24 protein-coding genes and 1 pseudogene are annotated in these 26,610 nt (G+C 72.6%); 11 read left to right on the top strand and 14 right to left on the bottom strand.

Annotation, left to right across the window (positions count from 1 at the left end; genetic code table 11):
* Positions 1–39 precede the first annotated feature (39 nt).
* On the top strand, positions 40–435 hold the full coding sequence (locus MTQ10_RS05845; RefSeq protein WP_247462936.1) for a VOC family protein: 396 nt from the start codon (positions 40–42) through the stop codon (positions 433–435).
* Between the two features lie 57 nt (positions 436–492).
* Here MTQ10_RS05845 and MTQ10_RS05840 read toward each other — a convergent pair whose 3' ends face one another.
* The 3 genes from MTQ10_RS05840 to MTQ10_RS05830 are packed head-to-tail and all read right to left on the bottom strand — an operon-like array spanning position 493 to position 3,355.
* On the bottom strand, positions 493–1,671 hold the full coding sequence (locus MTQ10_RS05840) for a dipeptidase (RefSeq protein ID WP_247462934.1): 1,179 nt from the start codon (positions 1,669–1,671) through the stop codon (positions 493–495).
* 5 nt (positions 1,672–1,676) lie between these two features.
* Positions 1,677–2,198 carry a 5-(carboxyamino)imidazole ribonucleotide mutase gene (gene purE, locus MTQ10_RS05835; protein WP_247462932.1) on the bottom strand — a complete coding sequence of 174 codons (522 nt, stop codon included), beginning with the start codon at positions 2,196–2,198 and terminating at the stop codon, positions 1,677–1,679.
* Entirely contained in the window at positions 2,195–3,355 is a 1,161-nt protein-coding gene (locus MTQ10_RS05830; RefSeq protein ID WP_247462930.1) for a 5-(carboxyamino)imidazole ribonucleotide synthase, read from the bottom strand. The genes purE and MTQ10_RS05830 overlap by 4 nt, the downstream gene beginning before the upstream one ends.
* 210 nt (positions 3,356–3,565) lie before the next feature.
* Between MTQ10_RS05830 and MTQ10_RS05825 the strand changes: the two genes are divergently transcribed.
* Entirely contained in the window at positions 3,566–4,111 is a 546-nt protein-coding gene (locus tag MTQ10_RS05825) for a GtrA family protein (protein WP_247462928.1), read from the top strand.
* A gap of 62 nt (positions 4,112–4,173) precedes the next feature.
* Here MTQ10_RS05825 and MTQ10_RS05820 read toward each other — a convergent pair whose 3' ends face one another.
* Together MTQ10_RS05820 and MTQ10_RS05815 are read right to left on the bottom strand one after the other, a co-directional pair.
* Complete coding sequence (locus tag MTQ10_RS05820) at positions 4,174–5,445, bottom strand: ATP-binding protein (protein WP_247462926.1); 1,272 nt, start codon at positions 5,443–5,445, stop codon at positions 4,174–4,176.
* Between the two features lie 57 nt (positions 5,446–5,502).
* Positions 5,503–6,180 (bottom strand): response regulator transcription factor, encoded by a 678-nt coding sequence (locus MTQ10_RS05815; protein ID WP_247462924.1) that lies wholly within the window; start codon positions 6,178–6,180, stop codon positions 5,503–5,505.
* A gap of 547 nt (positions 6,181–6,727) precedes the next feature.
* Between MTQ10_RS05815 and MTQ10_RS05810 the strand changes: the two genes are divergently transcribed.
* Positions 6,728–8,233 carry a peptide MFS transporter gene (locus tag MTQ10_RS05810; RefSeq protein WP_247462922.1) on the top strand — a complete coding sequence of 502 codons (1,506 nt, stop codon included), beginning with the start codon at positions 6,728–6,730 and terminating at the stop codon, positions 8,231–8,233.
* 322 nt (positions 8,234–8,555) lie between these two features.
* Here MTQ10_RS05810 and MTQ10_RS05805 read toward each other — a convergent pair whose 3' ends face one another.
* Both MTQ10_RS05805 and MTQ10_RS05800 read right to left on the bottom strand, forming a co-directional pair.
* Positions 8,556–9,032, bottom strand: a complete 477-nt coding sequence (locus MTQ10_RS05805; RefSeq protein ID WP_247462920.1) for an ATP-binding protein — start codon at positions 9,030–9,032, stop codon at positions 8,556–8,558.
* Between the two features lie 346 nt (positions 9,033–9,378).
* Positions 9,379–9,738, bottom strand: a pseudogene (locus MTQ10_RS05800) (STAS domain-containing protein); the annotation flags it as partial.
* A gap of 252 nt (positions 9,739–9,990) precedes the next feature.
* Here MTQ10_RS05800 and MTQ10_RS05795 point away from each other — a divergent pair.
* Both MTQ10_RS05795 and MTQ10_RS05790 read left to right on the top strand, forming a co-directional pair.
* Entirely contained in the window at positions 9,991–10,866 is an 876-nt protein-coding gene (locus tag MTQ10_RS05795) for an RNA polymerase sigma factor SigF (protein ID WP_247462918.1), read from the top strand.
* A gap of 247 nt (positions 10,867–11,113) precedes the next feature.
* Entirely contained in the window at positions 11,114–12,682 is a 1,569-nt protein-coding gene (locus MTQ10_RS05790) for an RICIN domain-containing protein (RefSeq protein WP_247462916.1), read from the top strand.
* 84 nt (positions 12,683–12,766) lie between these two features.
* Here MTQ10_RS05790 and MTQ10_RS05785 read toward each other — a convergent pair whose 3' ends face one another.
* The 5 genes from MTQ10_RS05785 to hutU all read right to left on the bottom strand — a co-directional run bounded on the left by MTQ10_RS05785 (position 12,767) and on the right by hutU (position 19,782).
* Entirely contained in the window at positions 12,767–14,245 is a 1,479-nt protein-coding gene (locus MTQ10_RS05785) for a LamG domain-containing protein (RefSeq protein ID WP_247462914.1), read from the bottom strand.
* Between the two features lie 122 nt (positions 14,246–14,367).
* A complete protein-coding gene (hutI, locus tag MTQ10_RS05780) occupies positions 14,368–15,543 on the bottom strand; it encodes an imidazolonepropionase (RefSeq protein WP_247462912.1) in 1,176 nt (391 codons plus the stop codon).
* A gap of 26 nt (positions 15,544–15,569) precedes the next feature.
* Positions 15,570–16,907 (bottom strand): formimidoylglutamate deiminase, encoded by a 1,338-nt coding sequence (locus MTQ10_RS05775; protein WP_247462910.1) that lies wholly within the window; start codon positions 16,905–16,907, stop codon positions 15,570–15,572.
* A complete protein-coding gene (locus tag MTQ10_RS05770; RefSeq protein WP_247462908.1) occupies positions 16,904–18,121 on the bottom strand; it encodes an allantoate amidohydrolase in 1,218 nt (405 codons plus the stop codon). Before MTQ10_RS05770 ends, MTQ10_RS05775 begins: the two co-directional genes overlap by 4 nt.
* Positions 18,118–19,782, bottom strand: coding sequence for a urocanate hydratase (gene hutU / locus MTQ10_RS05765; protein WP_247462907.1), 1,665 nt, complete (start codon positions 19,780–19,782; stop codon positions 18,118–18,120). The genes MTQ10_RS05770 and hutU overlap by 4 nt, the downstream gene beginning before the upstream one ends.
* 219 nt (positions 19,783–20,001) lie before the next feature.
* Here hutU and MTQ10_RS05760 point away from each other — a divergent pair, with 219 nt between their 5' ends.
* From MTQ10_RS05760 to MTQ10_RS05740, 5 genes are all read left to right on the top strand, one after another.
* Positions 20,002–21,492 carry a diaminopimelate decarboxylase gene (locus MTQ10_RS05760; RefSeq protein WP_282611833.1) on the top strand — a complete coding sequence of 497 codons (1,491 nt, stop codon included), beginning with the start codon at positions 20,002–20,004 and terminating at the stop codon, positions 21,490–21,492.
* Positions 21,493–21,669: 177 nt separating this feature from the next.
* Entirely contained in the window at positions 21,670–22,101 is a 432-nt protein-coding gene (locus MTQ10_RS05755) for a hypothetical protein (protein WP_247462905.1), read from the top strand.
* Positions 22,098–22,928: a transcriptional regulator gene (locus MTQ10_RS05750; RefSeq protein WP_247462903.1), complete on the top strand. Its 831-nt coding sequence runs from the start codon at positions 22,098–22,100 to the stop codon at positions 22,926–22,928. Before MTQ10_RS05755 ends, MTQ10_RS05750 begins: the two co-directional genes overlap by 4 nt.
* 70 nt (positions 22,929–22,998) lie before the next feature.
* Positions 22,999–23,610 carry a roadblock/LC7 domain-containing protein gene (locus MTQ10_RS05745; RefSeq protein WP_247462901.1) on the top strand — a complete coding sequence of 204 codons (612 nt, stop codon included), beginning with the start codon at positions 22,999–23,001 and terminating at the stop codon, positions 23,608–23,610.
* Between the two features lie 15 nt (positions 23,611–23,625).
* Positions 23,626–24,000, top strand: a complete 375-nt coding sequence (locus MTQ10_RS05740) for a hypothetical protein (protein ID WP_247462900.1) — start codon at positions 23,626–23,628, stop codon at positions 23,998–24,000.
* 294 nt (positions 24,001–24,294) lie between these two features.
* Here MTQ10_RS05740 and MTQ10_RS05735 read toward each other — a convergent pair whose 3' ends face one another.
* Complete coding sequence (locus tag MTQ10_RS05735) at positions 24,295–24,879, bottom strand: hypothetical protein (RefSeq protein ID WP_247462898.1); 585 nt, start codon at positions 24,877–24,879, stop codon at positions 24,295–24,297.
* Positions 24,880–25,048: 169 nt separating this feature from the next.
* Entirely contained in the window at positions 25,049–25,891 is an 843-nt protein-coding gene (locus tag MTQ10_RS05730) for a MurR/RpiR family transcriptional regulator (protein ID WP_247462896.1), read from the bottom strand.
* Positions 25,892–26,128: 237 nt separating this feature from the next.
* On the opposite strand from MTQ10_RS05730, the gene MTQ10_RS05725 reads away from it, so the two are divergent.
* Positions 26,129–26,557 (top strand): hypothetical protein, encoded by a 429-nt coding sequence (locus MTQ10_RS05725; RefSeq protein ID WP_247462895.1) that lies wholly within the window; start codon positions 26,129–26,131, stop codon positions 26,555–26,557.
* The last annotated feature ends 53 nt before the right edge of the window (positions 26,558–26,610 follow it).

Raw genomic sequence — 26,610 nt, 5'->3', positions numbered from 1 at the left:
TCCCGACCGTGCGTCTCCGCCGACCGAGGAGGATTTTCCATGGCCCGGTTCGCCCGTCTGCGCAATGTCGTCGTCGACTGCCCCGATCCGCGGGCGCTGGCCCGCTTCTACGCGGAGATCGTCGGCGGTGAGCCCGAGGAGCAGGACCCGTCCTGGGTCGTCCTGATGGTGCCGGGCGGCCCGCGGCTGGCGTTCCAGCTCTCCCCGGATCACACGCCGCCGGAGTGGCCGCGCGCCGACCGCAACGCCCAGCAGTTCCATCTGGACCTGGACGCGGGCGCCACCTGGGAGGAGGTCGACGCGGCCGAGAAGCGGGTGCTGGCGCTGGGCGCGCGCCCGCTGCAGCGGGTCGACGAGGAGGACTTCCGGGTGTACGCCGACCCGGCTGGGCATCCGTTCTGCCTCTGCCGGATCCCTGAGGACCAGCGGATCTGACCGGCGGAGGAGCGGCGGCGCCCTGGACGGCGCCGTCCTCCGCCGGACCGGTGGCTGTCAGCCGTCCAGCGCCTCGATGGTGGCGTTGGACGGCCCGCGGGTGGTGCGCAGATGGCGGGCCACGTCCTCGGCGGCGCCGAGCACCCGTACCGCGTTCTGCCAGGTCAGCTTGGCGAGGTCGGACCTGGACCAGCCGCGGTCCAGGAGTTCCGCGAGCAGGTTCGGGTAGCCGGAGACATCGTCCAGCCCGTCGGGCGTGAAGGCGGTGCCGTCGTAGTCGCCGCCGATGCCGAGGTGGTCGATGCCGGCGACCTCGCGCATGTGGTCGAGGTGGTCGGCGACCATGGCGGCGGTGGCGACGGGCCGCGGGTTCCTCTCCTCGAAGGCGCGGTGGATCCTCATCGCCTCCGGGGTGGTGTCGAGGTGGTGGAAGCCGTGCGCGCGAAGGTTGTCGTCCGCCGCGGCCGTCCAGTCGACGGCGGCCTGGAGGACGAACTTCGGTACGAAGGTGACCATCGCCATGCCGCCGTTGGCGGGCAGGCGTTCCAGCACGTCGTCGGGGATGTTGCGGGGGTGGTCGCAGACCGCGCGGGCGGAGGAGTGGGAGAAGATCACCGGCGCGGTGGAGGTGTCGAGGGCGTCCCGCATCGTCGTCGCGGCGACGTGCGAGAGGTCGACGAGCATGCCGAGCCGGTTCATCTCCCGTACGACCTCACGGCCGAACGCGGTCAGGCCGCCCGCCTTCGGCTCGTCCGTCGCGGAGTCCGCCCAGTCGACGTTGTCGTTGTGGGTGAGGGTCATGTAGCGCACGCCGAGCGCGTACAGGCCGCGCAGGGTGCCCAGCGAGTTGGCGATCGAGTGGCCGCCCTCGGCGCCCATGAGGGAGGCGATACGGCCCTCGCGGCGCGCCTCCTCCATGTCGGCGGCGGTCGTCGCGAGGCGCAGCTCGGCCGGGTAGCGGTCGGCGAGCTGCCGTACGCAGTCGATCTGCTCCAGCGTCGCCGGCACCGGCTCGGGCAAGTCCGCGGGGACGTACACCGACCAGTACTGCGCGCCGACGCCGCCCGCGCGCAGCCGACGCAGATCGGTGTGCAGGTGGGCGCTCTGGTCGTGGGCGATGTCCCGGGCGGCGAGGTCGTAGCGGACCTGTTTGCGCAGCGCCCAGGGCAGGTCGTTGTGTCCGTCGACGACCGGGAACTCGGCGAGGAGCGCGTGGACGGCCTCCGTCGAGGTCATCGGCGTCAGCTCCCGAAGCCGAAGCCGTTGGATCCCTCGGCCTTGGCCCGCAGCCGCTTGCCCTTCTCCGTGGCCTGGTCGTTGAGGTCCTGCTGGAACTCCTTCATGCGGGCGAGCAGGTCCTCGTCGTGGGCGGCGAGGATACGCGCGGCCAGCAGTCCGGCGTTGCGGGCGCCCGCGACGGAGACGGTGGCGACGGGCACACCGGCCGGCATCTGCACGATGGACAGCAGGCTGTCCATGCCGTCGAGGTACTTCAGCGGCACGGGCACGCCGATGACGGGCAGCGGGGTGACGGAGGCGAGCATGCCGGGCAGGTGGGCGGCGCCGCCCGCACCGGCGATGATCACCTTCAGGCCGCGTTCGGCGGCCTGCTCGCCGTACGTGATCATCTCGCGGGGCATGCGGTGCGCGGAGACGACGTCGACCTCGTAGTCGATCTCGAACTCGTCGAGGGCCTTGGCGGCGGCCTCCATGACGGGCCAGTCGCTGTCCGACCCCATGACGATGCCAACAACGGGGCTCATTCGGTGATCGTGCCTCTCAGGTAACCGGCTGCGTGACGTGCGCGTTCGAGGACGTCGTCCAGGTCGTCGCCGTAGGTGTTGACGTGGCCGACCTTGCGGCCGGGCTTCACGTCCTTGCCGTACATGTGGATCTTCAGCTGGGGGTCGCGGGCCATGCAGTGCAGGTACGCGAAGTACATGTCCGGGTAGTCGCCGCCGAGGACGTTGACCATCACGGTCCACTCGGCGCGGGGGCGGGGGTCGCCGAGGGGGAGGTCGAGGACGGCCCGGACGTGGTTGGCGAACTGGCTGGTGATCGCGCCGTCCTGGGTCCAGTGGCCGGAGTTGTGCGGGCGCATCGCCAGCTCGTTGACGAGGATGCGGCCGTCGCGGGTCTGGAACAGCTCGACGGCGAGGTGGCCGACGACGCCGAGTTCCTTGGCGATGGTGAGCGCCATCTTCTCGGCCTGCAGCGCCAGCTCCTCGTCGAGGCCGGGCGCGGGGGCGATCACGGTGTCGCAGACGCCGTTCACCTGCTGCGACTCGACGACCGGGTAGGCGACGGCCTGCCCGTGCGGGGAGCGGACGACGTTGGCGGCGAGTTCGCGGACGTAGTCGACCTTCTCCTCGGCGAGGACGGGGACGCCCGCCTTGAACGGCTCCTCGGCCTCCTCGACGCTGTCGACGACCCAGACGCCCTTGCCGTCGTAGCCGCCGCGGACGGTCTTCAGCACGACGGGGAAGCCGTCGCCCTGTTCGCCGTCGGCGAGGCCCTCGCGGGCGAACGCGGCGACGTCCCGCGGGTCGGTCACGATGCGGTGCCTGGGGCAGGGGATGCCGATCGCGTCGAGCTTCGCCCGCATCACGCCCTTGTCCTGGGCGTGCACGAGCGCGTCGGGGCCGGGGCGGACGGGGATGCCGTCCGCTTCCAGCGCCCGCAGATGCTCGGTGGGGACGTGCTCGTGATCGAAGGTGATCACGTCGCAGCCGCGCGCGAACTCGCGCAGCGTGTCCAGGTCGCGATAGTCGCCGACGACGACATCATTCACGACCTGCGCCGCGGAATCCTGGGGAGTGTCACTGAGGAGCTTGAACCTGATGCCCAACGGGATGCCCGCCTCGTGTGTCATACGAGCGAGCTGACCCCCGCCGACCATGCCGACTACCGGGAACGTCACGCCCCTAGCGTATCCGCCGCCCGGAGGGCGACGGTTTCCGGCCGATACGTGGTGCTTTTCGGTCCGCCGTCGGTGCAGGTCGGCGCGGTGCGCGGGCGTCACGGTCCCTCCGATCGGGCCCTGCGGGTCCTGATGACCCGGCCGTCGCGGGGCGGGGTGGTTAGCATGGCTGGGTTGACGTTGCCGCTACGGACGGGGGCCTGCTCGACCATGGGACATGGGTCCTCCGGGCTGAAGAGACTCACGCAGGAGATCGCCAAGTTCGGCGCCGTGGGCGCTTTCGGCATGGTGGTGAACTTCGCCGTCTCCAACGCGCTGTGGCATCTGACCAGCCTGCAGGCCGTCCGCGCCAATGTGATCGCGACCGTGGTGGCCATCGGCTGCAACTACATCGGCTTCCGCTATTTCACCTACCGTGAGCGCGACAAGACCGACCGCACCCGTGAGCTGGTGCTGTTCCTGGCGTTCAGCGCGATCGGGCTGGTGATCGAGAACGGCATCCTGTACGCCGCGATCTACGGCTTCGGCTGGTCCGGCGGTCTGGAGCGCAACGTCTTCAAGTTCCTCGGGATCGGTGTCGCGACCCTGTTCCGGTTCTGGTCGTACCGCACGTGGGTGTTCCGGGCGCTGCCGGTGCACGAGCCGAGGGCGGGCGAGAGCGTCGTGGCCCGCGACGTGGCGTCCGAGGGCGCCGCGGCCTCCGACGGGCCGGTCCTCGCGCCCGCCCCGCAGCCGCGGCCCCGCCAGCGGGTCTGACCCGGGCGCCGCAGCCGCGGGCCCGCCGGTGCAGGAACCGCGCCGACGCGTGTGCCGACCCCTCACCGTACGGTCGGTGCGCTGTCCTGTTTCGTCGTCGGCGGCGTACGGGACAGGAACAGCCCGAACACCGCCGGTTTGGTCTGAAGCAGCTCCAGCCGGCCCCCGTCGGCCTCCGCGAGGTCCCGGGCGACGGCGAGGCCGATGCCCGTGGAGTTGCGGCCGCTGATGGTCCGCTCGAAGATCCGCGCCCCCAGGTCGGCGGCGACGCCGGGGCCCTCGTCGGTGACCTCGACGACGGCCTGGTTGCCGGTGACGCGGGTGCGCAGCGCGACCGTGCCGCCGCCGTGCATGAGGGAGTTCTCGATCAGCGCGGCCAGCACTTGCGCGACGGCGCCCGGGGTGCCCACGGCGTGCAGATGCCGTTTGCCGGAGCTGACGATGGCGCGGCCGGCGCTGCGGTAGGCGGGGCGCCACTCGGCGATCTGCTGCTGGATGACCTCGTCGAGGTCGAAGGTGACCGCGGAGCCGTTGCGCGGGTCGCGGGAGTTGGTCAGCAGCCGTTCGACGACGTCCGTGAGCCGTTCCACCTGTGTGAGGGCGACGTTCGCCTCCTCCTTGACCGTCTCCAGCTCGTCGGTGAGGGTGATCTCCTCCAGCCGCATCGACAGGGCGGTGAGCGGGGTGCGCAGCTGGTGGGAGGCGTCGGCGGCGAGGCGCCGTTCGGCGGTGAGCATCCGGGCGATGCGTTCGGCGGAGGCGTCCAGCACGTCGGCGACGCGGTCCAGCTCGGGGACGCCGTACCGCTTGTGACGGGGGCGGGGGTCGCCGGAGCCGAGGCGTTCGGCGGTCTCGGCGAGGTCGGTGAGCGGGGAGGCGAGCCGGTTGGCCTGGCGGATCGCGAGCAGCACGGCCGCGACGACGGCGAGCAGCGCCACCAGCGCGATGATCAGCAGGGTGCGGCCGACCTCTTCGGTGACCGTGGAGCGGGGTTCCTCCACGACGACGGTCTCGCCCTGGTCGCCGCGGGCCGGCCTGGAGCGGATGACGTCGCCGGCGGGGCGTTCGCCCACCTCGATGGGCGGCTTTCCGGGCAGCCGTACGACGGCGAAGCGGTCCTCGGTGACCTGACCGCGCAGGATGTCGGCGGTGACCTGCTCGCTGCCGAGCAGGCGGCTGTCGACGATGCTGGCGAGCCGCAGCGCCTCCAGGTCCACCCGCTCCTGGGCGCTGTTGCTGATGGTGCGGGTCTCGACGATCACCAGGGAGATCCCGAAGACGGCGATCACGACGAGGACGACGGCGAGGGTGGACTGGATGAGACGGCGGCGCATGTCCTGTTCCCCGCTGGGCCCGCCAGGGCAGGGCCTGGGGGCTCAGCTCTTGTCGGGTCAGCTCTTCTCGAAGCGGAAGCCCACGCCGCGGACGGTGGCGATGTAACGGGGGTTGGCGGCGTCGTCACCGAGCTTCTTGCGCAGCCAGGAGATGTGCATGTCGAGGGTCTTGGTGGAGGACCACCAGGTGGTGTCCCACACCTCGCGCATCAGCTGGTCGCGGGTGACGACCCGGCCGGCGTCGCGCACCAGCACGCGCAGCAGGTCGAACTCCTTGGCGGTGAGTTGCAGCTCCTCGTCGCCCATCCAGGCGCGGTGCGACTCGACGTCGATGCGGACGCCGTGCGTGGCGGGCGGCTGCTGCGGTTCGGCGGCGCCGCGGCGGAGCAGCGCGCGGACCCGGGCGAGCAGCTCGGCGAGGCGGAACGGCTTGGTGACGTAGTCGTCGGCGCCCGCGTCCAGGCCGACGACGGTGTCCACCTCGTCGGCGCGCGCGGTCAGGATGAGGATGGGCACGGTGTGGCCGTCGGCCCTGAGCCTGCGGGCGACCTCCAGGCCGTCCATGCCGGGCAGCCCGAGATCCAGTACGACCAGGTCGATGTCGCCCTGCATTCCGGCGTCGAGCGCGGCTGGGCCGTCCTCGCGCACCTCGACCTCGTACCCTTCCCGGCGCAGTGCGCGGGCCAGCGGCTCCGAGATGGACGCGTCGTCCTCGGCGAGCAGTACACGGGTCATGAGGTGATGGTAGTCCTGCTCGCAACGGCGCCGGTGAGTGCTCGGAACGGGTGATTCTTACCTACGACCAATCGGGTCATTCCAGACAGTGATGACAGGTGCCGATTGGTACGGACCAGTAATCGTGTGATGTCATCCTGCCAATGACCTTAGAAATGGGGCGCACGGTTCCTTGATTACCTGTGATCCATCTCTCAAGTCCTTCCATATCCGGCACTGTCCTGCCGTATGGTGAATCAGCGCCTGTAGCACCATGGGGACCTTTGGCGACGATGACGCTGAAGGTCTTCTTTGTGTGCGGGCCGGTCGTGACCGGCCTCGAAAGGAATGACCTGTGGCCGGGCCCCGACGCGACGAAGCGACCGGTGGCGTGGATCCCGGTGGTCGCCGTCCCCCGCTCCGCGATCCGGAGCGGACTCCCCTCGGGCGTGGGGGTGGACGTGGGACCCGCCGGTGCCGGCCGACCGCACCGGGCGCGCACTCTCCCGGTCTCGGCACAGCCGAGCGGGGGACCCCCACCGCGCGTCCCGACCAGCAAGGAACGACCATGGCGTCCAGCCTGACGAAGGCATCGGCGACTCCGGGCACCCCCGGTTCCGAGAAGACCTTCTTCGGCCACCCCCGCGGCCTGGCCACCCTCTTCATGACCGAGATGTGGGAGCGTTTCTCCTACTACGGCATGAGGGCTCTGCTCCCGCTGTACCTGGTCGCCCCGGGCGGCCTGCACATGAACGCCGGCACGGCCTCCGCGATCTACGCGGTGTACCTGTCGCTGGTGTACCTGCTCGCCCTTCCCGGCGGCTGGGTCGCGGACCGCTTCCTCGGCCCCCGCAAGACGGTGGCCGCGGCGGGCCTCGTCATCATGCTCGGCCATCTGTGCCTGGCCCTGCCCGCCGCCGCGACGTTCTTCCTCGGTCTCGGCCTGGTCGCCATAGGCTCGGGTCTGCTGAAGGCCAACATCTCCACGATGGTCGGCCACCTCTACAACGGCCCGCAGGACCCGCGCCGCGACGGCGGCTTCACGATCTTCTACATCGGCATCAACCTGGGCGCTTTCGCCGCGCCGCTGGTCATCGGCACCGTCGGTGAGAAGGTCGACTGGCACCTCGGCTTCGCGCTGGCCGCGCTCGGCATGGCGCTGGGTCTGGCCCAGTTCCTGCTCGGCAGCCGCCACCTCAGCGACAAGAGCAGCCTGGTCCCGACCCCGCTGTCGGCCCAGGAGAAGGCCTCCAGCCTGCGCAAGGGCCTGTTCTGGCTGGCCGTGGCCGCCGTGTTCTACGGCGTCGTCGGCTTCACCGGCCACTTCACCCTGAACTGGGCGCTGATCCCGCTGACGATCATCGGCCTGATCGTGCCGATCATGGTGATCGCCCGGATGCTGCGCGACAAGGACCTCGACCGCACGGAGAAGTCCAAGGTGCGGGCGTACATCTGGTTCTTCGTCGCCGCCGCCGTCTTCTGGATGATCTACGACCAGGGCGGTTCGACGCTGTCGCTGTTCGCCGACAGCAGCGCCGAGAACTCGGTCCTCGGGTGGGAGTTCCCGGTCTCCTGGTACCAGTCCGTCAACCCGGTCCTGATCATGGCGCTGGCCCCGGTCTTCGCCTGGCTGTGGCTGTGGCTGAACCGGCGCGGCAAGGAGCCGAGCACGATCGTGAAGTTCGCCTCCGGCCTCGTCCTGGTCGGCGCGTCGTTCTTCCTGTTCCTCGCCCCGCTGTCCATCGCCGAGGGCGGCCACAAGGCCGCGGCGATGTGGCTGGTCGCGATCTACTTCGTGCAGACCGTCGGCGAGCTGACGCTGTCGCCGGTGGGTCTGTCCGTCACCACCAAGATGGCGCCGAAGAAGTACGCCTCGCAGATGATGGGCGTCTGGTTCCTCGCGGTCACCGCGGGCGACTCGGTCACCGCCCTGCTGTCGAACCCGGCCGTCGGCGGGGTCAACCTCGACCGGATGGGCTTCGTCGCCCTGGAGGCCGTGCTCGCGGTCGTCGCCGGTGGCGCGGTGTGGATGTACCGCCGCAAGGTCAACAGCCTGATGGGCGACGTCCGCTGACACCGGACCGCATCTGACGCACACGGAGGCCGCCTTGCCCCTACGGGGACAGGGCGGCCTTCGTGCTTCTCATGCGTACGGGGCGCATTCGGCCTCGATCCTGCCTACGGCCCCGGCCGGCTCACGTTGCTGACGCGTGCGGGACGCATCGGCGGCGTGCGGCCCGGTTCGGAGGCGGCGTCAACGGCGAGGGGTGGCGGCCACGCTCGGGCGAACGGGGACGGCGAGGCGCGGCGGCCCGGACAGGGCGAGCGGCGACGGCGAGGCGCGGCGGCCCGGACAGGGCGAGCGGCGCGCGGGCGGCTGGTTGCCCCGGGCCCGCTCAGGCCGGTGCGCCCAGTTCCGCCCACACCGTCTTGCCGGCCACGCCCGGCGTGCGTACGACGCCCCAGTCCAGGCAGAGCCGCTGCACGATGAACATGCCGTGGCCGCCGGGCCGGCCCGCGCGGTGCGGGGTGCGGGGTGCCGGCTGGCCGGTGCCGCGGTCGGAGACCTCGACGCGGATCACCTTGTTGTCGCAGGAGATCTCCATCGCGTCCGGCCCCTCCGCGTGCAGGCACGCGTTGGTGACCAGCTCGGAGACCACGAGCAGGACGTCCTCGGCGGCTGCCCGCTGGTCGGCGGTGGCCGCGGGGAGCCAGCCCCATTCGTACAGCGCCTGCCGGGCGAAGTCGCGGGCGAGCGGTACGACACCGCTCTGGCCGACAAGGCTCAGCGTGCGAACCTGACGGCCCGTCGGCGCGCCGGAAGCGCCGCTGGGCTCGGGGGAGCCCGGCGAGTAGGGCCGGGTGGTGCTCATCAGCGCTTCACCTCACCGATTCACCAGTTCAGGACGGACAAGTCGGGACGCCGCGGCGGCGGGGTTCGAGATCGCCCCGCCTGTCTCCTGCCCGACCGGGCCGAGGGAACACCCCTTAGACCGCCACGGCGTGAGGGACGGGACGAGGCATGCGGGGCGCACGCGGCGCGCCGCCCGGGGCACGGCCCGGCACGCTCCGCGGGGGCGGACCCGGTCAGCCGACCTCATCGGCCGATGCGGCGTCGTCGGTACCGGAGTCCCCGATGGCCCCTCGCGTCCCGGGGGCCTCGGGCGCCCCACCGGTGTCACCGGCTCCGTCGGGGCCGGTCTGCCGCTCGGGGGCGCCCAGGGCCGCCTCGACCGTGTCGTGGACGCTGAAGACCGCCTCGGCTCCGGTGATCTCGAACACACGGGCCACGACGGGCCGCATCGCGGCCAGATGGATGCCGCCCCCGGCGGCCTCCGCCTTCAGACGGGCGCCGAGCAGGACGTTCAGTCCGGTGGAGTCGCAGAAGTCCAGCCGGGCACAGTCCACGACGATACGGCTGAAGCCCTTGCCGAGGCAGTCGTCGAGTGGCGCGCGCAGCAGCTCCGCGGTGTGGTGATCGAGCTCACCCGCCGGGGTCACGACGGCGCTGGAGCCCTCTTCCCGCACCTCCACCTCAAGCCGGCCCGACTGGGCGCTGCCGACCGTCCCGCGGTCCATGCCGTCTCTCTCTCCCGAGGTCGTGCCCTGCTGTCTGACGCCCTCGAACATTACGCCTTATGTACGCGCCCCGACAGCCAAACAACCACCCACAAACGGACATTTCCGAACGAATCGCACTTGCGGTGGGCTCGGGAAAGCGGGTAGGGCTAGTAAGGACACGTACCCGACACGGCCGGCTTTGGAGGCGCCGCACACCGCAGTGCACGTACTGGCTTCGGCAGCCATATGCCGAGAACGATGGAGGACATCATGTCACCCCGACTCGACGCCTCGCATACCCGGACGGCGACGTCGGCACTCCCTCCGGACGACACTCTCTCCGAACTCGGACTTCCGGACATCCCCCCTTATGAGGAAGTCGGCGCGGTCGACGCGCGGGCCCTCTCCAAGACTCTTTTCGAGCGGCTGGAATCCCTCGAGGAAGGCACCCCCGCCTACTCGTACGTCCGCAACACGCTCGTCGAACTGAACCTCGCGCTCGTCAAATTCGCCGCCTCCCGCTTCCGCTCCCGCAGCGAGCCGATGGAGGACATCATCCAGGTCGGCACCATCGGGCTGATCAAGGCGATCGACCGGTTCGAACTCTCCCGCGGAGTGGAGTTCCCCACCTTCGCGATGCCGACCATCATCGGCGAGATCAAGCGTTTCTTCCGCGACACCTCCTGGTCCGTGCGCGTCCCGCGCCGCCTCCAGGAACTCCGCCTGGACCTCGCCAAGGCCGGTGACGAACTGGCCCAGCAGCTCGACCGCGCACCCACCGTCGCGGAGCTGGCCGAACGCCTCGGCATCAGCAACGACGAGGTCGTCGAGGGCATGGCCGCCTCCAACGCCTACACCGCCTCCTCGCTCGACGCGCAGCCCGAGGAGGACGACACCGAGGGCGCCCTCGGTGACCGCATCGGCTACGAGGACCACGGCCTGGAGGGCATCGAGTACGTCGAGTCGCTCAAACCGCTCATCGCCGAACTCACGCCCCGCGACCGGAAGATCCTCTCCCTGAGGTTCGTCGCGGGCATGACCCAGTCGGAGATCGGCGAGGAACTCGGCATCTCCCAGATGCATGTCTCCCGGCTGCTGTCCAAGACGCTCGTACGGCTGCGCAAGGGGCTCACCGTCGAGGAGTGAGCGCCGGCCCGCCGCGCGCCCGCCCCGCACGAGGACTTCCACGCCCGGTGTTCCACGGCCGGCCCCAGGGCCTGTCGGAACGCCGGGCGCGGCGCGACACACCCCGTGCACCGACGGCACACGGGTTACTACGGGAAACGTCTTCCGCGGGATCCCCTCACACCACCACCATGCACTACGGTCACCCCCCACCCGCCGGTAAGTCGGCGACCGGACGGGGGCGTTGCGATCGAACGTGGAGGCGTGGATGGCACGGGCCGAGGAAACCGAGGAAGCGCGAGGCGCCTCCCCCGAGGGCGACGGCGTGCCGTACGCGGACGTCTCCGACGCCCGCCTCGCCGAGCTGCTGCGCGCCCGCACCGCCACCGCCTACCCGGCCCTGCGGGAACTGCGGCGGCGCCACCACGCGCGCGTGCTCGGCTACGCCGGGCTGTGCGCGGCCGGCGAGGCCTCGGCGCGGCAGTTGACCGCGGAGGCCTTCACGGGCGTGGCCAAGGAGACGGCGCGCGGTGTCGAACCGGCGGTGCCGTGGCGTCTGCACCTGCTGCGGGCCGTACTGGAGAAGGCGGCCGAGTGGGCGTGCGACGAGCGGTCCCGGGGCGTGGACCCGGGGCTGCTGCTGGTGCTGAGCACCGTCGGACGGGTGCCGGGCTCCCCCATGCTGACCGCGTATCAGGGCCTGCCGAGCCGCACGCAGGGCCTGATCTGGTACGGCGTCGTGGAGGAGCGGTCCGCGCACCGGACGGCGCTGCTGCTGGGCATGAACCCGGCGGACGTGCCGTACGCCACGACGGTGGCGCTGAAGAACCTCGCCCAGGCCAGTCTGCGGCACCGCCTCGCCGCCTCCCCCGACCCGGACTGCCCGGACTTCCGCCGGCTGATCGAGGAGTCGGTACGGCCGGACTCGCCCCGGCACAGCGCCGACCTGCACGCCCATATGACCCGCTGCGGCCACTGCACGGCCGCCCACCAGGAGCTGTGCGACCTGCGGGACACGCCCCGCACCGCGCTGGCCGAAGGGCTGCTGGGCTGGGCGGGCTCCGCGTACGTCCGCGAGGCCGAGCCGGAGCCGGCAGCAGGCGACGCCGGGCTGCCGCAGCACCACCCGTGGCGGCCGTCCCGGCGGGTCGCGCTGGCCTCGACGGCACTCGGGGTGGCCCTCGCGCCGCTGCTGGTACTGCTGCTGACGCCGGGTCAGCACACGCAACGGGCCTCCCACCCGGTCACGCCGACGGCAGTGATCCCGACGCCACCGGCCCCGACGTCGGCGAGTCCGACGCCTACGCCCACTCCGTCGCCCTCGCCCACGCGGACCTCCGCGTCGCCCACCCCGTCGCCGGTCCCGCGCAAGCCGTCCCCGACCCCCACGCCGGCCCCGAAGCCGCGGCCGACGCCGTCCACCGCGCCCGTGCCGCCGGGCGCCGTGTCCGCGCAGGTCGTGAACGCGGCCACCGGGCGGTGCCTGGACGTCCGCGACGGCTGGTTCGACCGGGGCACGGACGTCGTCACCGCCCCGTGCACCTCCTCGCCCACCCAGCGCTGGCGCTACGACGCCGGCCTGCGCGCGCTGCGGAACTCTGCCGACCCGGACTTCTGTCTGGACAGCCGGGGCGAGGTGGGCCGCGGGGTGGGCATCTGGACGTGCTCGTCGCTGTACGGCCGCAACGGCGACAACCTGCGGTTCGACATCGACTCCGACGGGGTGATCCGCCCCGCCGTCGCCCCGTGGGCGGCGGTCACCGCCGACGGGTACGGGGTGCGGCTGGCCGACGCCGACCGCGACGCCGACCAGCGCTGGCGGGCGGGGGCCCGCTGAGCCGCGCTGCCCGGGCCGGGGGCGGTGCGCCGTGCGCGGTGGATGCGATGGATGCGGTGGATGCGGTGGGTGCGGTGTGTGCGGTCAGACCACGCGGGCCGCGGCGATCGGGCGGGACGCCACCGTCAGGCCCTCCGCCGTGGACTTGCTGGTGTTGACGCTCCACCGGTAGCGGGAGAACTCGCCGGTGGCGTCGGAGGCGTAGAACATCATGTGGCCGATGCCGGCGCCCTCGAAGTTCTCGCCGTCGACATTGCTGACCATCCGCGTGTCCGGGTAGCTCGGGTAGTTGGTGAGCGCGTACACGCCGTGCGGTTCGGCAGTGCAGTCGATCACCTCGACGGCGTACTGCGTCTCCCCGCTGAACACGGCCGACCCGGTGAACGTGCCCTTCACCTCACGCACCATGACGATGTGTCCGGTGTTGTTCGCGACCTGCCCGTTGTAGTCGACGGCGATCAGGTCGCCCGGCCGCAGGTCGGCCACCTTGCGGATGCGCCGGAAGTGCGGGCCGCCGGTGCCGTCGGTGAACGCCTTCCGGTAGTCGGCGGCCTCCGGGATCGTGTCCTGGAACCACTGCTTGAAGTAGGCGTCCGTGGCCCAGCCGTAGGTCTGCTTCAGCACCCGCGTCACGAAGGACGAGCAGCGGGAGCGGTTGATCCAGCTGGTGAGGTCGTCGGGCGTGCCCCACACCGCCGAGGACGGCGAGCCGATCAGATACACGTTGTTCTCGCGGGCCGTCTTCCCGCTGACGATGCCGATCTCGCGGTCCGTAAGGGCACGCGAGTACACACGGACGTCGTCCACGGAACCGTCGAAGAAGTTCACGTACGAGCCGTTCCAGCGCGCCCGGCCCACGTTGAGGCCCGCGGGCGCCGCCCAGGACAGCGTGGTGTCCGCGCTGCCCTTCAGCTCGCCCCCGACGTACAGCAGGACGCGCGCGCCGTCCCACACGCCGGTCAGATGCGTCCACACGCCCCGCTCGGCGGGGGTCGGCGCCACGGCCGACACCTTGGTGCTCTGATCGGCGCTGCGCACCTTGAACGCCCACGTGCCGACGGTGTCGTCGTACTGGAGCAGGAAGCGGCTCGCCGTGGTGCCGTCCTGGCTGACCGCGGTCTGCATGGCCGTCGTGCTCGCGTCGGGGGCGAGGCGCACCCACGCGGAGACCGTGAACGGGGCCGTGGTGTCCAGCACCGAGCCGGTGGCGGCGTACCCCGTCCTCCCGTCCAGCGTCAGCTCGCCGCCGGCCCGCAGCGTGGTCCAGGACGCGCCGGTGCCGAGGGTGAGCGGCCGGCCGCCGCCCGAGACGTCGGCGCCGCGGCCGTCCAGCGGCCAGTGACCGGCCAGGCCCTCCGGCAGATGTCCGGCGGCGAGCATGCGCTGGTACTGCACCATGCGCTCGGCCTCCGCCAGATGCGGCACGGTGACCGGCGTGAACGGAGTGGTCAGCGGCGCCTCCGCCGCCGCCGTACCGGCACTGTGCACCACCCCCGCCAGCGCGCCCGCGCCCACCAGCGCCGCCGAACCCAGCAATCCTCGTCTGCTGACCGCACCGGCCATTCCGCAGCCCCTCCCCCTGACGGCCCGGTCCCCCGACCGGGTCATTTCATGATCGGACGGAGTCTGCCACACGAGCCGAACTCGTGTACGACGACCGGCGTCCCGGCGGCTCCCGCCAGACCTCAGACCTCGCGGACGCCCCGCCGCCACACCCCGGCGACCAGCGGGACGCCCGGCCGGTAGGCCAGGTGGACATGGCTCGGCGCGTCCAGCAGGACGAGATCGGCGCGGGCGCCGGGGCCGATCCGGCCGATGTCGGTGCGGCGCAGCGCCGCGGCGCCGCCCGCGGTGGCCGACCACACCGCCTCGTCGGGGGTCATGCCCATGTCCCGTACGGCCAGCGCGATGCAGAACGGCACGGACGACGTGTACGAGGAGCCCGGGTTGCAGTCCGTGGACAGGGCGACCGTGACGCCGGCGTCCAGCAGCCGGCGCGCGTCGGGCCACTGGGCGCGCGTGGAGAACTCGGCGCCGGGCAGCAGGGTCGCGACGGTACGGCCGCTCGCGAGGGCGTCGACGTCGGCGTCCGTGAGGTGCGTGCAGTGGTCGGCGCTGGCCGCGTCCAGCTCGACGGCGAGCTGCACTCCGGGGCCGTACGACAGCTGGTTGGCGTGGATGCGGGGGTGCAGGCCGCGTGCCTTGCCCGCGGTGAGGATCGCGCGGGCCTGGTCGCCGTCGAAGGCGCCCTTCTCGCAGAACACGTCGATCCAGCGGGCGTGCGGGGCGCACGCGTCGAGCATCTCGCCGGTGACCAGGGCGACGTAGGCGGCCGGGTCGTCGGCGAGTTCGGGGGCGACGATGTGCGCGCCGAGGTAGGTGACCTCCTCGGTGTGCCGGGCGGCGATGCGCAGGGCGCGGGCCTCGTCCTCGACGGTGAGGCCGTAGCCGGACTTCGTCTCGAAGGTGGTGGTGCCCTGGCGCAGGGCCTCCGCGAGGTGCCGGGTGAGGTTGGCCTCCAGCTCGGCGTCGGTCGCGGCACGGGTGGCGGCGACGGTGGTGCGGATGCCGCCCGCGCTGTAGGCGCGGCCCGACATGCGGGCGTTGAACTCCTCGGTGCGGTCCCCGGCGAAGACGAGGTGGGAGTGGGAGTCGACGAAGCCGGGGATCATCGCGCGGCCGGCGGCGTCGACCCGATTGTCAGTGGCGGGTGCTTTGCTTGATTCACCGGTCCACGCGATGCGGTCGCCCTCGATGACGACTGCCGCGTCCCGGACCAGTCCGAGGGGGGAGTTGTCGCCGAGGGAGGGATCGTTGGTGACGAGCGCGGCGATGTTCGTGATGACGGTGCTGCTGGTCATGGCGTCGGCGTCCTCGTGGATTCTCGTCAGGCCCGCAGGTCTGCCACGGCCCGCGCGAGGGCCTGCGGCACATCCGGTACGAGCAGATGGTGTCCGTCGCGTACGACATGCCGTCCGCCCACGACGGTGTGGCGCACGTCCGCCGCGGTCGCCGCGAATACGGCGGTCTCGGCTCCGAGCCGGGGCAGCGGGCCCGCTGTCCTGACGGAGTCGAGCGCGACCGTCGTGAAGTCGGCGAGGGCGCCGGGCTCCAGGGTGCCGGCGTCGTACCAGCCGAGGGCGGTGTGACCGTCGGCGGTGGCGGCGCGCAGCAGGGCGGCGGCGGTCCAGTGGCCGCGGGTGCGGGTGCGCAGCCGCTCGTTCAGCTCCATCGCGCGTGCCTCTTCGAGCAGGTCGATGACGGCGTGGCTGTCGGAGCCCAGGGACAGCGGGGAGCCGGCCTGCTGGAGGGCGACGGCCGGGCCGATGCCGTCGGCCAGGTCGCGTTCGGTGGTGGGGCACATGCAGGTGCCGGTGCGGGTGTCGCCGAGCAGGGCGATGTCCTCGTCGGTGAGGTGCGTGTTGTGGACGCCGGTGGTGCGCGGGCCGAGGACGCCGTGGTCGGCGAGGAGCCGGGTGGGGGTGCGGCCGTGGGCGGCGAGGCAGGCGTCGTTCTCGGCGGTCTGCTCGGAGAGGTGGACGTGCAGCGGGGCCTGCCGCTCGTCGGCCCAGGCGGCGACGGTGGCGAGCTGGTCGGCGGGTACGGCCCGCACCGAGTGGATCGCCGCCCCGATCCGGACGTGATCCCGTTCCTTGAGAAGTGAACAGCGTGCGGCCCAGTGCTCCGCGCTGCCGTCGGAGAAGCGCTGTTGGTGCCGGTTCGGGGCCTCGCCGAAGCCGGCGGACAGATAGCAGGTGTCGAGGAGGGTGATGCGGATGCCGGCCTCGGCGGCGGCGGCGATCAGTGCCTCCCCCATGGCGTTGGGGTCGGCGTAGGGGGTGCCGCCGGGCGCGTGGTGCACGTAGTGGAACTCGCCGACGGCGGTGATGCCGGCGAGGGCCATCTCGGCGTACACCGCCCGGGCGAGGGCGTGGTAGTTGTCGGGGGTGAGCCGGCCGGCGTACGAGTACATGACCTCGCGCCAAGTCCAGAAAGTGCCGCTTCCCACCTGCACGTGGCCGCGCAGGGCTCGATGGAAACAGTGGCTGTGGCTGTTGGCGAGCCCCGGCACCGTCAGTCCGCGCAGCACCTCCGCTCCGGGCGGCGGGGTGTCCGTGCCCGTGCGGACGGCGGTGATGCGGCCGTCCGCGACGTCGAGGGCGACGCCCGGCTCGACGTGGTCACCGAGCCAGGCGTGTTCCAGCCAGTAGGTCCCCTTGGTCACCGGCAGGCCAGTCCTTCCAGTACGTCGGCGAGGGCGCGCACCCCGGCCACGCAGTCGTCCTCGGCGGCGGACTCGGCCGGCGAGTGGGACACCCCGGTGGGGTTGCGCACGAACAGCATGGCGGTCGGGATACGGCTCGCGAGTATCCCGGCGTCGTGCCCCGCTCCGGTGCCCAGCACAGGCACGGTCAGGTCGGTGTCCGTGCCGAGGATGCGGACGAGTTCGTCGCGCAGGGCGTGGTCGAACTCGACGACCGGGGTGAAGGACTCCCGGACGACGTCGAGGTCGACGCCGTGGTGGTCGGCAAACTCGCGGGCGGCCTTCTCGATGCCGCCGACGACGGCGTCGAGGGTGTGCTGCCCGGGGGCGCGGGAGTCGAGCCAGCCGCGCACCACGGACGGCACCGCGTTGACGCCGTTCGGTTCGACGGAGATCTTGCCGAAGGTGGCGACGGCCCCGGACAGCTGGGCCTCCTTGCGGGCGGCGAGCACCGTCTCGGCGTAGGGCAGCATCGGGTCGCGGCGGTCGGCGAGCCTGGTGGTGCCGGCGTGGTTGGCCTCGCCGCGGAAGTCGAACCGCCAGCGGCCGTGCGGCCAGATCGCGCTGGCGACACCGACGGGGTCGCCGGTCAGGTCGAGGGCGCGGCCCTGCTCGACGTGGAGTTCGACGAACGCGCCGATGCGGGCGAGCCGTTCGGGGTCGGCGCCGATGGCGTCGGGGTCGTGTCCCGCGGCCTCCATGGCCTGCGGGAGGGTGACGCCGTCGGCGTCGGTGAGCGTGCGAGCCTGCTCGGGGGTGAGCGCTCCGGCGGTGAGGCGGGAGCCGACGCAGGCGAGCCCGAACCGGGCGCCTTCCTCGTCGCCGAAGTTGACCACGGCGAGCGGGCGGGTGAACTCCGCTCCCCTGTCGCGGAGTTCGTCGAGGGCGGCGAAGGAGGAGACGACACCGAGAGGGCCGTCGAAGGCGCCGCCGTCGGGCACGGAGTCCAGGTGGGAGCCGGTGACGACGGCATTCCCGGCGGTCGGGTCGCCGAGCCATGCCCACTGGTTGCCGTTGCGGTCCACCTCGTAGGTCAGGCCGCGGGTCGCGGCCTGCTCACGGAACCAGGCCCGGCAGTCGGCGTCCGCGCCGGTCCAGGCGTAGCGCCGGTAGCCGCCGGTGGCGGAGCTGCGGCCGATCGGCAGCAGCTCCGCCCACATGCTGTGGAAACTCACCGGTCGTCACCCTCGCGCATCGGCACCCGCACGCCGCGCTGCTCGGCGACCGACTCGGCGATGTCGTACCCGGCGTCGACGTGCCGGATGACACCCATGCCGGGGTCGTTGGTGAGGACGCGGCGGATCTTCTCCCCGGCGAGCGGGGTGCCGTCGGCGACGGTGACCTGGCCGGCGTGGATGGAGCGGCCCATGCCGACGCCGCCGCCGTGGTGGACGGAGACCCAGGAGGCGCCGGAGGCGACGTTGACCATGGCGTTGAGCAGCGGCCAGTCGGCGATCGCGTCGGAGCCGTCGAGCATCGCCTCGGTCTCCCGGTAGGGGGAGGCGACGGAGCCGCAGTCGAGGTGGTCGCGGCCGATGACGATCGGCGCGGCCAGCTCACCGGAGGCGACCATGTCGTTGAAGCGTTCGCCGGTCTTGTCGCGCTCGCCGTAGCCGAGCCAGCAGATACGGGCGGGCAGGCCCTGGAAGTGGACGCGCTCGCCGGCCATCTTGATCCAGCGGGCCAGGGACTCGTTCTCCGGGAACAGGTCGAGGATCGCCTTGTCGGTCTTGGCGATGTCGGCCGGGTCGCCGGACAGCGCGGCCCAGCGGAAGGGGCCCTTGCCCTCGCAGAACAGGGGGCGGATGTAGGCGGGGACGAAGCCGGGGAAGGCGAAGGCGCGGTCGTATCCGGCGAGCTGGGCCTCGCCGCGGATGGAGTTGCCGTAGTCGAAGACCTCGGCGCCCGCGTCCTGGAAGCCGACCATGGCCTCGACGTGCTTGGCCATGGACTCGCGGGCGCGGGTGGTGAAGCCGGCCGGGTCCTTGGCGGCGGCGTCGGCCATGTCCTCGAAGGCGACACCGATCGGCAGGTAGGACAGCGGATCGTGGGCGGAGGTCTGGTCGGTGACGATGTCGATGGGCGCACCCATGGCGAGCAGCTGCGGCACCAGCTCGGCGGCGTTGCCGAGGACGCCGATGGACAGCGGCCGGCGCTGGTCGCGGGCCTCGACGGCGAGCTGGAGGGCGTGATCGAGGGAGTCGGCCTTGACGTCGAGGTAGCGGTGCTCGATACGGCGGTCGATGGCGCGCGGGTCGCAGTCGATGCAGATGGCCACGCCGTCGTTCATGGTGACGGCGAGGGGCTGGGCGCCGCCCATGCCGCCGAGGCCGGCGGTGAGGGTGATGGTGCCGGCGAGGCTGCCGCCGAACTTCTTCGCGGCGACGGCGGCGAAGGTCTCGTAGGTGCCCTGGAGGATGCCCTGGGTGCCGATGTAGATCCAGGAGCCGGCGGTCATCTGGCCGTACATGGTCAGGCCGAGCTGCTCCAGCCGGCGGAACTCCTCCCAGTTGGCCCAGTCGCCGACCAGGTTGGAGTTGGCGATCAGGACGCGCGGCGCCCACTCGTGGGTCTGCATCACGCCGACCGGGCGGCCGGACTGCACGAGCATCGTCTCGTCGGCCTTCAGCCCGCGCAGGGTGCGGACCATGGCGTCGAAGGAGCGCCAGTCACGCGCTGCCTTGCCCGTGCCGCCGTACACGACGAGCTTGTCGGGGTGCTCGGCGACCTCGGGGTCGAGGTTGTTCTGCAGCATGCGCAGGGCGGCCTCCTGCTGCCAGCCCTGGGCGCTCAGCTCGGTGCCGCGCGGTGCTCGTACGGGGCGGGGTCCCGACATCGTCTGCCTCCTCCGGTAACTACCTCTATTCACATCCTGTCGCTCTGAATAGAACTAGTCAATACAGCGGGAGGGGGCGCGTCGGCGCCGGGGCGGCCGGACCCCGGCAACGTCGCCTTCCCGGGGCTCTTCTGGCCTCCCGCTCCTTCGAGTGTTTGGCTGGGTCGCGGACACCGGTCCCGTCCGGACGGCAGAAGGGGGAGCGGAGCGGTGGAGGACATGGAGCACGGCGGCAGCAGCGGGGCGAGGGACGCGCGGGCCCTGGACGGGCACACGGGGACTGCGGCGGACCGGCACGACGGCACGGCTTCCGGTGCCGCGTCCGTGGCGGCCTCCGGCACTGCGGGCGAGGGCGCCGAGGCGCGGGCGCGGGCGGCTCGGCGGGACGAGGCGGTGCGGGCGGCGGTGGAGCAGGGGCTCCTCGGCCCGGACCGGCCCATCGTGGCGCTGCTCGACGTGGCGGGCATCCGGCAGGCGGCGGCCGGGCTGCGGACGGCGTTCGACGCGGTGGCCGCGCCGGGCACCCCGGTGCTGCACGCCTTCGCGGTGAAGGCGACCCCGCTGGTGCCGGTGCTGCGGCTGCTGCACGAGGAGGGCATCGGCGCCGAGGTGGCGAGCCCGGGCGAGCTGGCCCTGGCGCGGGCGGCGGGCGTCCCGGCGTCGGCGACCGTGCTGGACTCGCCCGCCAAGACGCCGGCCGAGCTGCGGGAGGCGCTGGCGCTGGGCATCGCCGTCAACGCCGACAACCCGCAGGAACTGGACCGCATCGACGCGCTGATACGGTCCGCGCCCAGCCGGTCCCCGCTCGGCATCCGGGTCAACCCGCAGATCGGGGGCGGCGCCATCGAGGCGCTGTCGACGGCGACGGCCACCTCGAAGTTCGGGGTGGCGCTGCGCGACGAGGGGGCGCGGGAGTGGGTGCTGCGGGCGTACGAGGACCGGCCGTGGCTGACGCGGCTGCACGCGCACACCGGGTCGCAGGGCATCCCGCTGTCGCTGATGGCGCGGGGCGTGGCGGAGACGTACGCGCTCGCCGAGGAGATCAACCGGCGGGCCGGGCGCCGGCAGGTCGACACGATCGACATCGGCGGCGGGCTGCCGGTGAACTTCGCGTCGGACGCGACGGAGCCGACGTACGGGGAGTACGCGCGGCTGCTGAAGGAGACGGTGCCGGGGCTGTTCGACGGGCGGTACGGGCTGGTCACCGAGTTCGGCCGGTCACTGCTGGCGAAGCAGGGCACGGTCGTGGCGCGGGTGGAGTACGCCAAGCGGGCCGGCGGGCGGCCGGTGGCGGTCACGCACGCGGGCGTGCAGGTGGCGGCGCGCACGGTGTACGCGCCGGAGTCATGGCCGCTGAGGGTCGCCGCGTACGACGCGAAGGGGCGGCCCAAGGAGGGGCCCTCGGTCGTGCAGGACGTGGCCGGGCCGGCGTGCTTCGCGGGTGACCTGCTGGCCCGGGCGCAGCCGCTGCCCCTGCTGGAGCAGGGGGACTACGCGGCGGCGCTCGACACCGGCGCGTACTACTTCGCGCACCACTACGCGTACAACTCGCTGGCCCGCCCCGGTGTCTACGGGCATGCCGCGGACGAGACCGGCGCGGTGCGGTTCGCGGTGGTGCGCGAGCCGCAGACGCTCGCCGAGATCGTCGCCGAGTCCGGCGGGGCGCACGCCCGCGCACTGACCGGCCTGCCGCTAGCCGGGGACGATTGAGACGACACTCCCGAGCTTCACCCTATAGGGTCAACTGGGGCGAACGCGTGCCCAGTTGACCCACACTAGTCCGCCGGATGCATGTTCCGCCGGAAAATGCCAGAACGCTCACCAGCTCTCCGCACCGTCCGTAGTGTCGTCGTCACTCAACCGGACCCCAGGCGGAGGGGAGCGACGGTGCCCGGAATCGACGAGTGCCTGCTGGAGGCGATGCGGCTGCCCGGTGCGCGGGGGGCCGCGCTGGTCGACTGGACCAGCGGGCTGGCCCTCGGTGTGGTCGGGGAGTTCCCCGGCGGTGACGCCGAGGCCGCCGCGGCGGACGTCGCGGAACTGGCGCGGCTCGCCGCCGAGCAGCCCGCGTTCGCCGTGGCACCGGCCGGTGATCCCGGTCCGGGGGGACCGGGCTCCACCGGGGCTGCCGACGACGCAGACCCGTCCGTCGAGGATGTGATCGTCAGCAACCGCGACGGCTACCACCTGCTGCGGTTCGTCCCGGCGGCCTTCGACAGCGGCGCGGTGCTGCATCTGTGGCTGGGCCGCGCGGAAGGCAATCTCGCCCTGGCCCGCATCCGGCTGGGCGAGATGGCCGGACGGCTGGTGCTGGGATGACCGTGACTCAGGCCCCTCCCCCGCTGCCGATGCGGGACAAGGCACGCGACAGGACAGCCGAGGCGGCGGCCCGTGAGGGCGTCGGCGGCCTGTCGCCGATGCTGACCCGGCTCGCCGCCGAGCGGGCCACCGGGGTCCTGGTCCGCGAGGGCGGCGCGCTGTACCTCGCGGGCGGGCTGGTGCTGCACGCGGAGAGCCCGTACGCCCCCGGCATCGGCACCCTGCTGACCGCCGGCGGCGTACTGCCGGCGGAGGAGTGGTGGCGGGCCGCCGGGATCGCCGGCGACCTGCCGGGCACGGCCCGGCTGCTGCTGGCCGGCGGCCGGCTGACCCCGGCCGCGCTGGAGATCTGCCATCTGCACGCGCTGTACGACGCCGCGTACTTCGCGCTGGCGCCGAGCAGCAGCCCCGGCCGCTTCCACTACGGGCCCGCGCCCGACGCCGACGGCCCGCTGCCCGCGGTGCCCGTCGCCGCCGTGGAGCGGGAGGTGCTGCGCCGGCGGGCGCTGCTGCACCGCCTGTGGCCGGACGCGCTCCTCGACGGTGTTCCGCTGCTGCGGAGCACCCCGGTCGCCGCCCCCGGGGTCACCACCCGCCAGGCCGCCGTGCTCTCCCTTGCCGACGGGGTGCGCACCGCGCCGGACATCGCCCTCGCGCAGGGCAGGCGGGTCTTCCCCACCCTGGTGGAGGTGCGGCGGCTGGCCGCGGCGGGCCTGCTGGGCACCCCGCCCCCGCCCGGCGCGGCCAGCCCGCCGAGCGAGTTGCCCGACGTCGATCCGCACATCGCCTTGCTGAAGAGGGTCAGGGATGCGCTGGAGGCCCTTTGACCGGCCACGCCCCCGTGCCGAGAACGGCACCGATGCCCGTGCCACGTCCCCCGCCGAGAGGAGACATCTGATGGCGGCCGAGCCAGAGATCCTCGCCGAACTCCGCCGGCTGCGCGCCCGCCTCCCCCAGCTGACCGGGGCCGTCGCCGCCGGGCGCGACGGTCTCGTCCTCGCCCAGGACGCGCCCGGCGTCGAACCCGACGGGCTGTCCGCGCTGACGGCGACGACCCTCGCCGTGGCGATCCGCATGACCGACGCGACCGGCCGGGGCGACTTCCGCGAGCTGCTGATCCGCGGCTCCGAGGGTTACGTCGCCACGTACGCGGCGGGGCGGCACGCCGTGCTGACCCTGCTCACCCAGGACCGCGTCAACGTGGGCCGGCTCCATCTGGAGGGCCGTCGGGCCGGCGCCCGTATCGGCGAACTGGTCGACGCCCACGAGGCAGCCCACGGCAGGACCACCCGGAGCAAGGCCCACGACCCGGCCGACGGCAGGACCCCCGGCAAGGCGTCCGAGGGACCACCGGACGACGACGGGACACCGGACCACGGCACCACCCGCGACACCACGGCCGGCACCACGGCCCGGGACACCTCCCGGGCGCTCGCAACACCGCACACAGACTCCACGCGCCCGCTGCCCACACGGCCGGTGGGCGCGCGGACCAGCACCGACAACTGAGAGGCAATCACCGTCATGGCCAACACCGAGACCGCGCTGAAGGAAGCCCTCGCCTCCATCGAGGGCGCGACCGGCGCCGCGCTCGTCGACTACACCAGCGGCATGGCACTGGGCACCATCGGCGGCGGCAAGACCCTGGACCTCAACGTCGCCGCCGCGGGCAACACCGACGTGATCCGCGCCAAGATGCGCACCATGGAGCACCTCGGGCTCAAGGGCGAGATCGAGGACATCCTGATCACGCTGACCGACCAGTACCACCTGATCCGCCTGCTCAGCGGGCGCGGCGGCAACGGCCTCTTCCTCTACCTGGTGCTGGACGCCAAGCGCGCCAACCTGGCGATGGCCCGCCACCAGCTGAAGAAGATCGAGCAGGACCTGGAGGTCTGACCGGCCGGCCCCACTGCCCCGGCCCCGCCGAAGCCCCGCGGGCCGGGGCACACACGTCTCCGGCCGGTACGCGCCGAGCCGTTCGGGCCGGAGCGGTACAAGCCGAGCCGCACGGGCGGAAGCCGTACGAGCCGAGCCGCACGGGCGGAAGCCGTACGAGCCGAGCCGCACGGGCGGAAGCCGTACGAGCCGGAGCCGCACGGCCCGGGACCAAGCCGCACAAGCCGTACGAACGCAAGCAGCCCGGCATCGCCGTCGGGCCGGGGTCCCACGGCCCGGCCCGGCGCGGTGCCGTCAGACCAGGGCCGCCGTGCGGCGGCGGGCGCCGCCCGGGGCCGCGTCGCCCGCGGCGATGCCCGTGCTGCGGAAGGCCTTCACGGTCCTGCCGACGGGGCGTCCGCCACCCCGGCCGAGCCAGTCGACCCGCACCCACAGCAGGGCCTCACCGGCCCGCTCCACCCGGCCCAGCCAGGCCGCCTTCAGCCACAGCCCGGCCCCGGCACCGGCCAGCAGCAGACCGCCCGCGACGGGCACGGCGAAGCCACTGCCGATCGCGGCGAGGAAGGCGAGGAGCAGCCACCAGCCGTGCCCGCGCCGCCAGTTGCGGGCGGTGACCGCACGGTCCTGGAGGATGTCGTACTTGCCGGCGCGGGCGGCACCCCGGGCGAGCCCGGTGTAGCGGCGGCGCCGCGCGAACAGCACCACGACCGCGGTGACGAGGAAGAGCGCGGCACCCGCGAAGACACCGATACGTCGTCCCGTCAGGCCTTCCGGAACCACGCCGACCCCTGCGGCGACCACGCCCAGCCACCACATCGGCGCGGCGCCCGCCCGTACGACGACCGCCACTCGAGCCAGCCCCTGTCCTCCGCGCGCCACGTCAGCCTCCCCGTGTCACGTCTCTCAAGCGCCTTGTGCGGTTGAAGAGTGCTCCTAGGAAGCTAATAGCAGAACGTGAGACGAATCTGAGAGGCCCCGGACGGCAACGCCCGCCCACCGGCCGCGCTCACGGCCGTACACCCCCGACCGGGCGTCCGGGCGTCCGGGCTCACTCCACGAACAGTCCGCGTGCCGACGCCTTCGCGTCGAACTCCTCCAGCCGGGCCTGCGCGTCGGGCAGGTCGTCGCACATCGCCTCCAGCAACACCCGGCCGAGCAGCATCGGCGCGCACGCGGTGTCGAAGGCGAGCCCGGTGCCGACGGCGGCGGGCAGCAGCAGGTCGGAGGCGCGGGCGACGGGCGCGAAGGCGGAGTCGGCGACGGTGACGACGGTCAGCCCGGCCTCCTTGGCGTACTGGAGGGTGTCCAGCACCTCGCGCGGATGGCGGGGCAGGGCGAAGCAGAGCAGCGCGGAGGCACCGGCGTGCACGGCGGCGTCGAGGCGGTCGTGGATCATCGTGCCGCCCTCGTTGAGCAGCCGTACGTCCGGGTGGACCTTGGCCGCGAAGTAGGCGAAGCCGTAGGCCTGGGAGGCGGCGGCGCGCAGACCGAGCACGGGCAGCGGGCGGGACGCGGCCAGGATCCGCCCCGCCTCGCGGACCGGGCCCGGGTCGGCCAGGGCCTCCGCGAGATGACGCAGATTCTCGATCTCGGCCTCGACGGCCTGCTGGTACTCGTTGAACGAGCCCGGCTCCGGGGCCTGTTCGACGGGGGCGACCTCACGCAGATGGCGGCGCAGGGCGGGGTAGCCGTCGAAGCCGAGCGCGACGGCGAAGCGGGTCACCGAGGGCTGGCTGACGCCGGCCAGCTCGGCCAGCTCCACGCTGGACAGGAAGGGCACGTCGGCCGCGCGGCGGACCATGCTGTGGGCGATGCGCCGCTGGGTCGGTGTCAGCCGGTGCCCCTCGAAGAGGGCCTGCAACCGGCTCGCCGGGCTGTCGGTCGCGCTCATCGCGTACTCCCCCTCCAGTGATCCTCGACGCCCCGGGAGAGTACAGCGCCGAGGCAAACCCCAATCTATTCAGCATATCGCGATACTGCATAGCGCTATGCAACAAGTGGGGTGACCGGCCCGACACGCCCGGTGAGGACGGCCGGTGCACCCCCCTGCGAAGAGGGGGGTTGTCCCCAGTGCCGCCGCCCCGCCGTCTGCCTAACGTGGACGGTCGAGACGGAATCGGGAGATGCGATGGACACCAGGGACAGCGACCTGAAGAAGGAACTCGACGCGACGCTGCACGCCCGCAGGGAACTGGGCGAGGAGTACGAGTCCGCACTCGTCGACTCCTTCCTGGAGAAGGTCGACCAGCGCATCGACGCGGCGGTGGAGCGCAGAGTGCGCAGAGAGTACGCCGAGCGGCAGATGGCGGTGGCCCGCGACTCCCGCGTCTCCCGGCCCACCGACTCCTTCGGCGAGCGGTTCGGCTTCGGCATCGTCTCCCTGGTCCTCGCGGTGCCGCTCTCGGCGATCGGCGGCGGCGTCGCCGATCTGCCGGGTCTGCTGGTCGCCTGGGCGGGCATCGTCGGCGTCAACGTCGTCCAGGCCGCCCGCACCAGCCCCGAACTGTTCCGCCGCCTCGGGAAGAAGGACCGGGACAGGGACGACTGGCAGGACTGAAACACCCCCACCGCCCCGGCCCCGCCGCAACTGACCGCGTCCGGTCTCGGACA

The sequence above is a fragment of the Streptomyces sp. XM83C genome (assembly GCF_023072675.1).
Taxonomy (GTDB): domain Bacteria; phylum Actinomycetota; class Actinomycetes; order Streptomycetales; family Streptomycetaceae; genus Streptomyces; species Streptomyces thermocoprophilus.
This window is presented reverse-complemented; position numbering and strand designations above follow the sequence as displayed.

Excerpts from the sequence above, each read along its gene's own strand:
- purE (WP_247462932.1), bottom strand. The coding sequence starts at position 2,198 with ATGAGCCCCGTTGTTGGCATCGTCATGGGGTCGGACAGCGACTGGCCC.
- MTQ10_RS05750 (WP_247462903.1), top strand. The coding sequence starts at position 22,098 with ATGACCGTGACTCAGGCCCCTCCCCCGCTGCCGATGCGGGACAAGGCA.
- MTQ10_RS05795 (WP_247462918.1), top strand. The coding sequence starts at position 9,991 with ATGTCACCCCGACTCGACGCCTCGCATACCCGGACGGCGACGTCGGCA.
- MTQ10_RS05725 (WP_247462895.1), top strand. The coding sequence starts at position 26,129 with ATGGACACCAGGGACAGCGACCTGAAGAAGGAACTCGACGCGACGCTG.
- MTQ10_RS05825 (WP_247462928.1), top strand. The coding sequence starts at position 3,566 with ATGGGACATGGGTCCTCCGGGCTGAAGAGACTCACGCAGGAGATCGCC.
- MTQ10_RS05840 (WP_247462934.1), bottom strand. The coding sequence starts at position 1,671 with ATGACCTCGACGGAGGCCGTCCACGCGCTCCTCGCCGAGTTCCCGGTC.
- hutU (WP_247462907.1), bottom strand. The coding sequence starts at position 19,782 with ATGTCGGGACCCCGCCCCGTACGAGCACCGCGCGGCACCGAGCTGAGC.
- MTQ10_RS05820 (WP_247462926.1), bottom strand. The coding sequence starts at position 5,445 with ATGCGCCGCCGTCTCATCCAGTCCACCCTCGCCGTCGTCCTCGTCGTG.
- MTQ10_RS05760 (WP_282611833.1), top strand. The coding sequence starts at position 20,002 with ATGGAGCACGGCGGCAGCAGCGGGGCGAGGGACGCGCGGGCCCTGGAC.
- MTQ10_RS05845 (WP_247462936.1), top strand. The coding sequence starts at position 40 with ATGGCCCGGTTCGCCCGTCTGCGCAATGTCGTCGTCGACTGCCCCGAT.
- hutI (WP_247462912.1), bottom strand. The coding sequence starts at position 15,543 with ATGACCAGCAGCACCGTCATCACGAACATCGCCGCGCTCGTCACCAAC.
- MTQ10_RS05810 (WP_247462922.1), top strand. The coding sequence starts at position 6,728 with ATGGCGTCCAGCCTGACGAAGGCATCGGCGACTCCGGGCACCCCCGGT.
- MTQ10_RS05740 (WP_247462900.1), top strand. The coding sequence starts at position 23,626 with ATGGCCAACACCGAGACCGCGCTGAAGGAAGCCCTCGCCTCCATCGAG.
- MTQ10_RS05730 (WP_247462896.1), bottom strand. The coding sequence starts at position 25,891 with ATGAGCGCGACCGACAGCCCGGCGAGCCGGTTGCAGGCCCTCTTCGAG.
- MTQ10_RS05790 (WP_247462916.1), top strand. The coding sequence starts at position 11,114 with ATGGCACGGGCCGAGGAAACCGAGGAAGCGCGAGGCGCCTCCCCCGAG.
- MTQ10_RS05805 (WP_247462920.1), bottom strand. The coding sequence starts at position 9,032 with ATGAGCACCACCCGGCCCTACTCGCCGGGCTCCCCCGAGCCCAGCGGC.
- MTQ10_RS05815 (WP_247462924.1), bottom strand. The coding sequence starts at position 6,180 with ATGACCCGTGTACTGCTCGCCGAGGACGACGCGTCCATCTCGGAGCCG.
- MTQ10_RS05785 (WP_247462914.1), bottom strand. The coding sequence starts at position 14,245 with ATGGCCGGTGCGGTCAGCAGACGAGGATTGCTGGGTTCGGCGGCGCTG.
- MTQ10_RS05745 (WP_247462901.1), top strand. The coding sequence starts at position 22,999 with ATGGCGGCCGAGCCAGAGATCCTCGCCGAACTCCGCCGGCTGCGCGCC.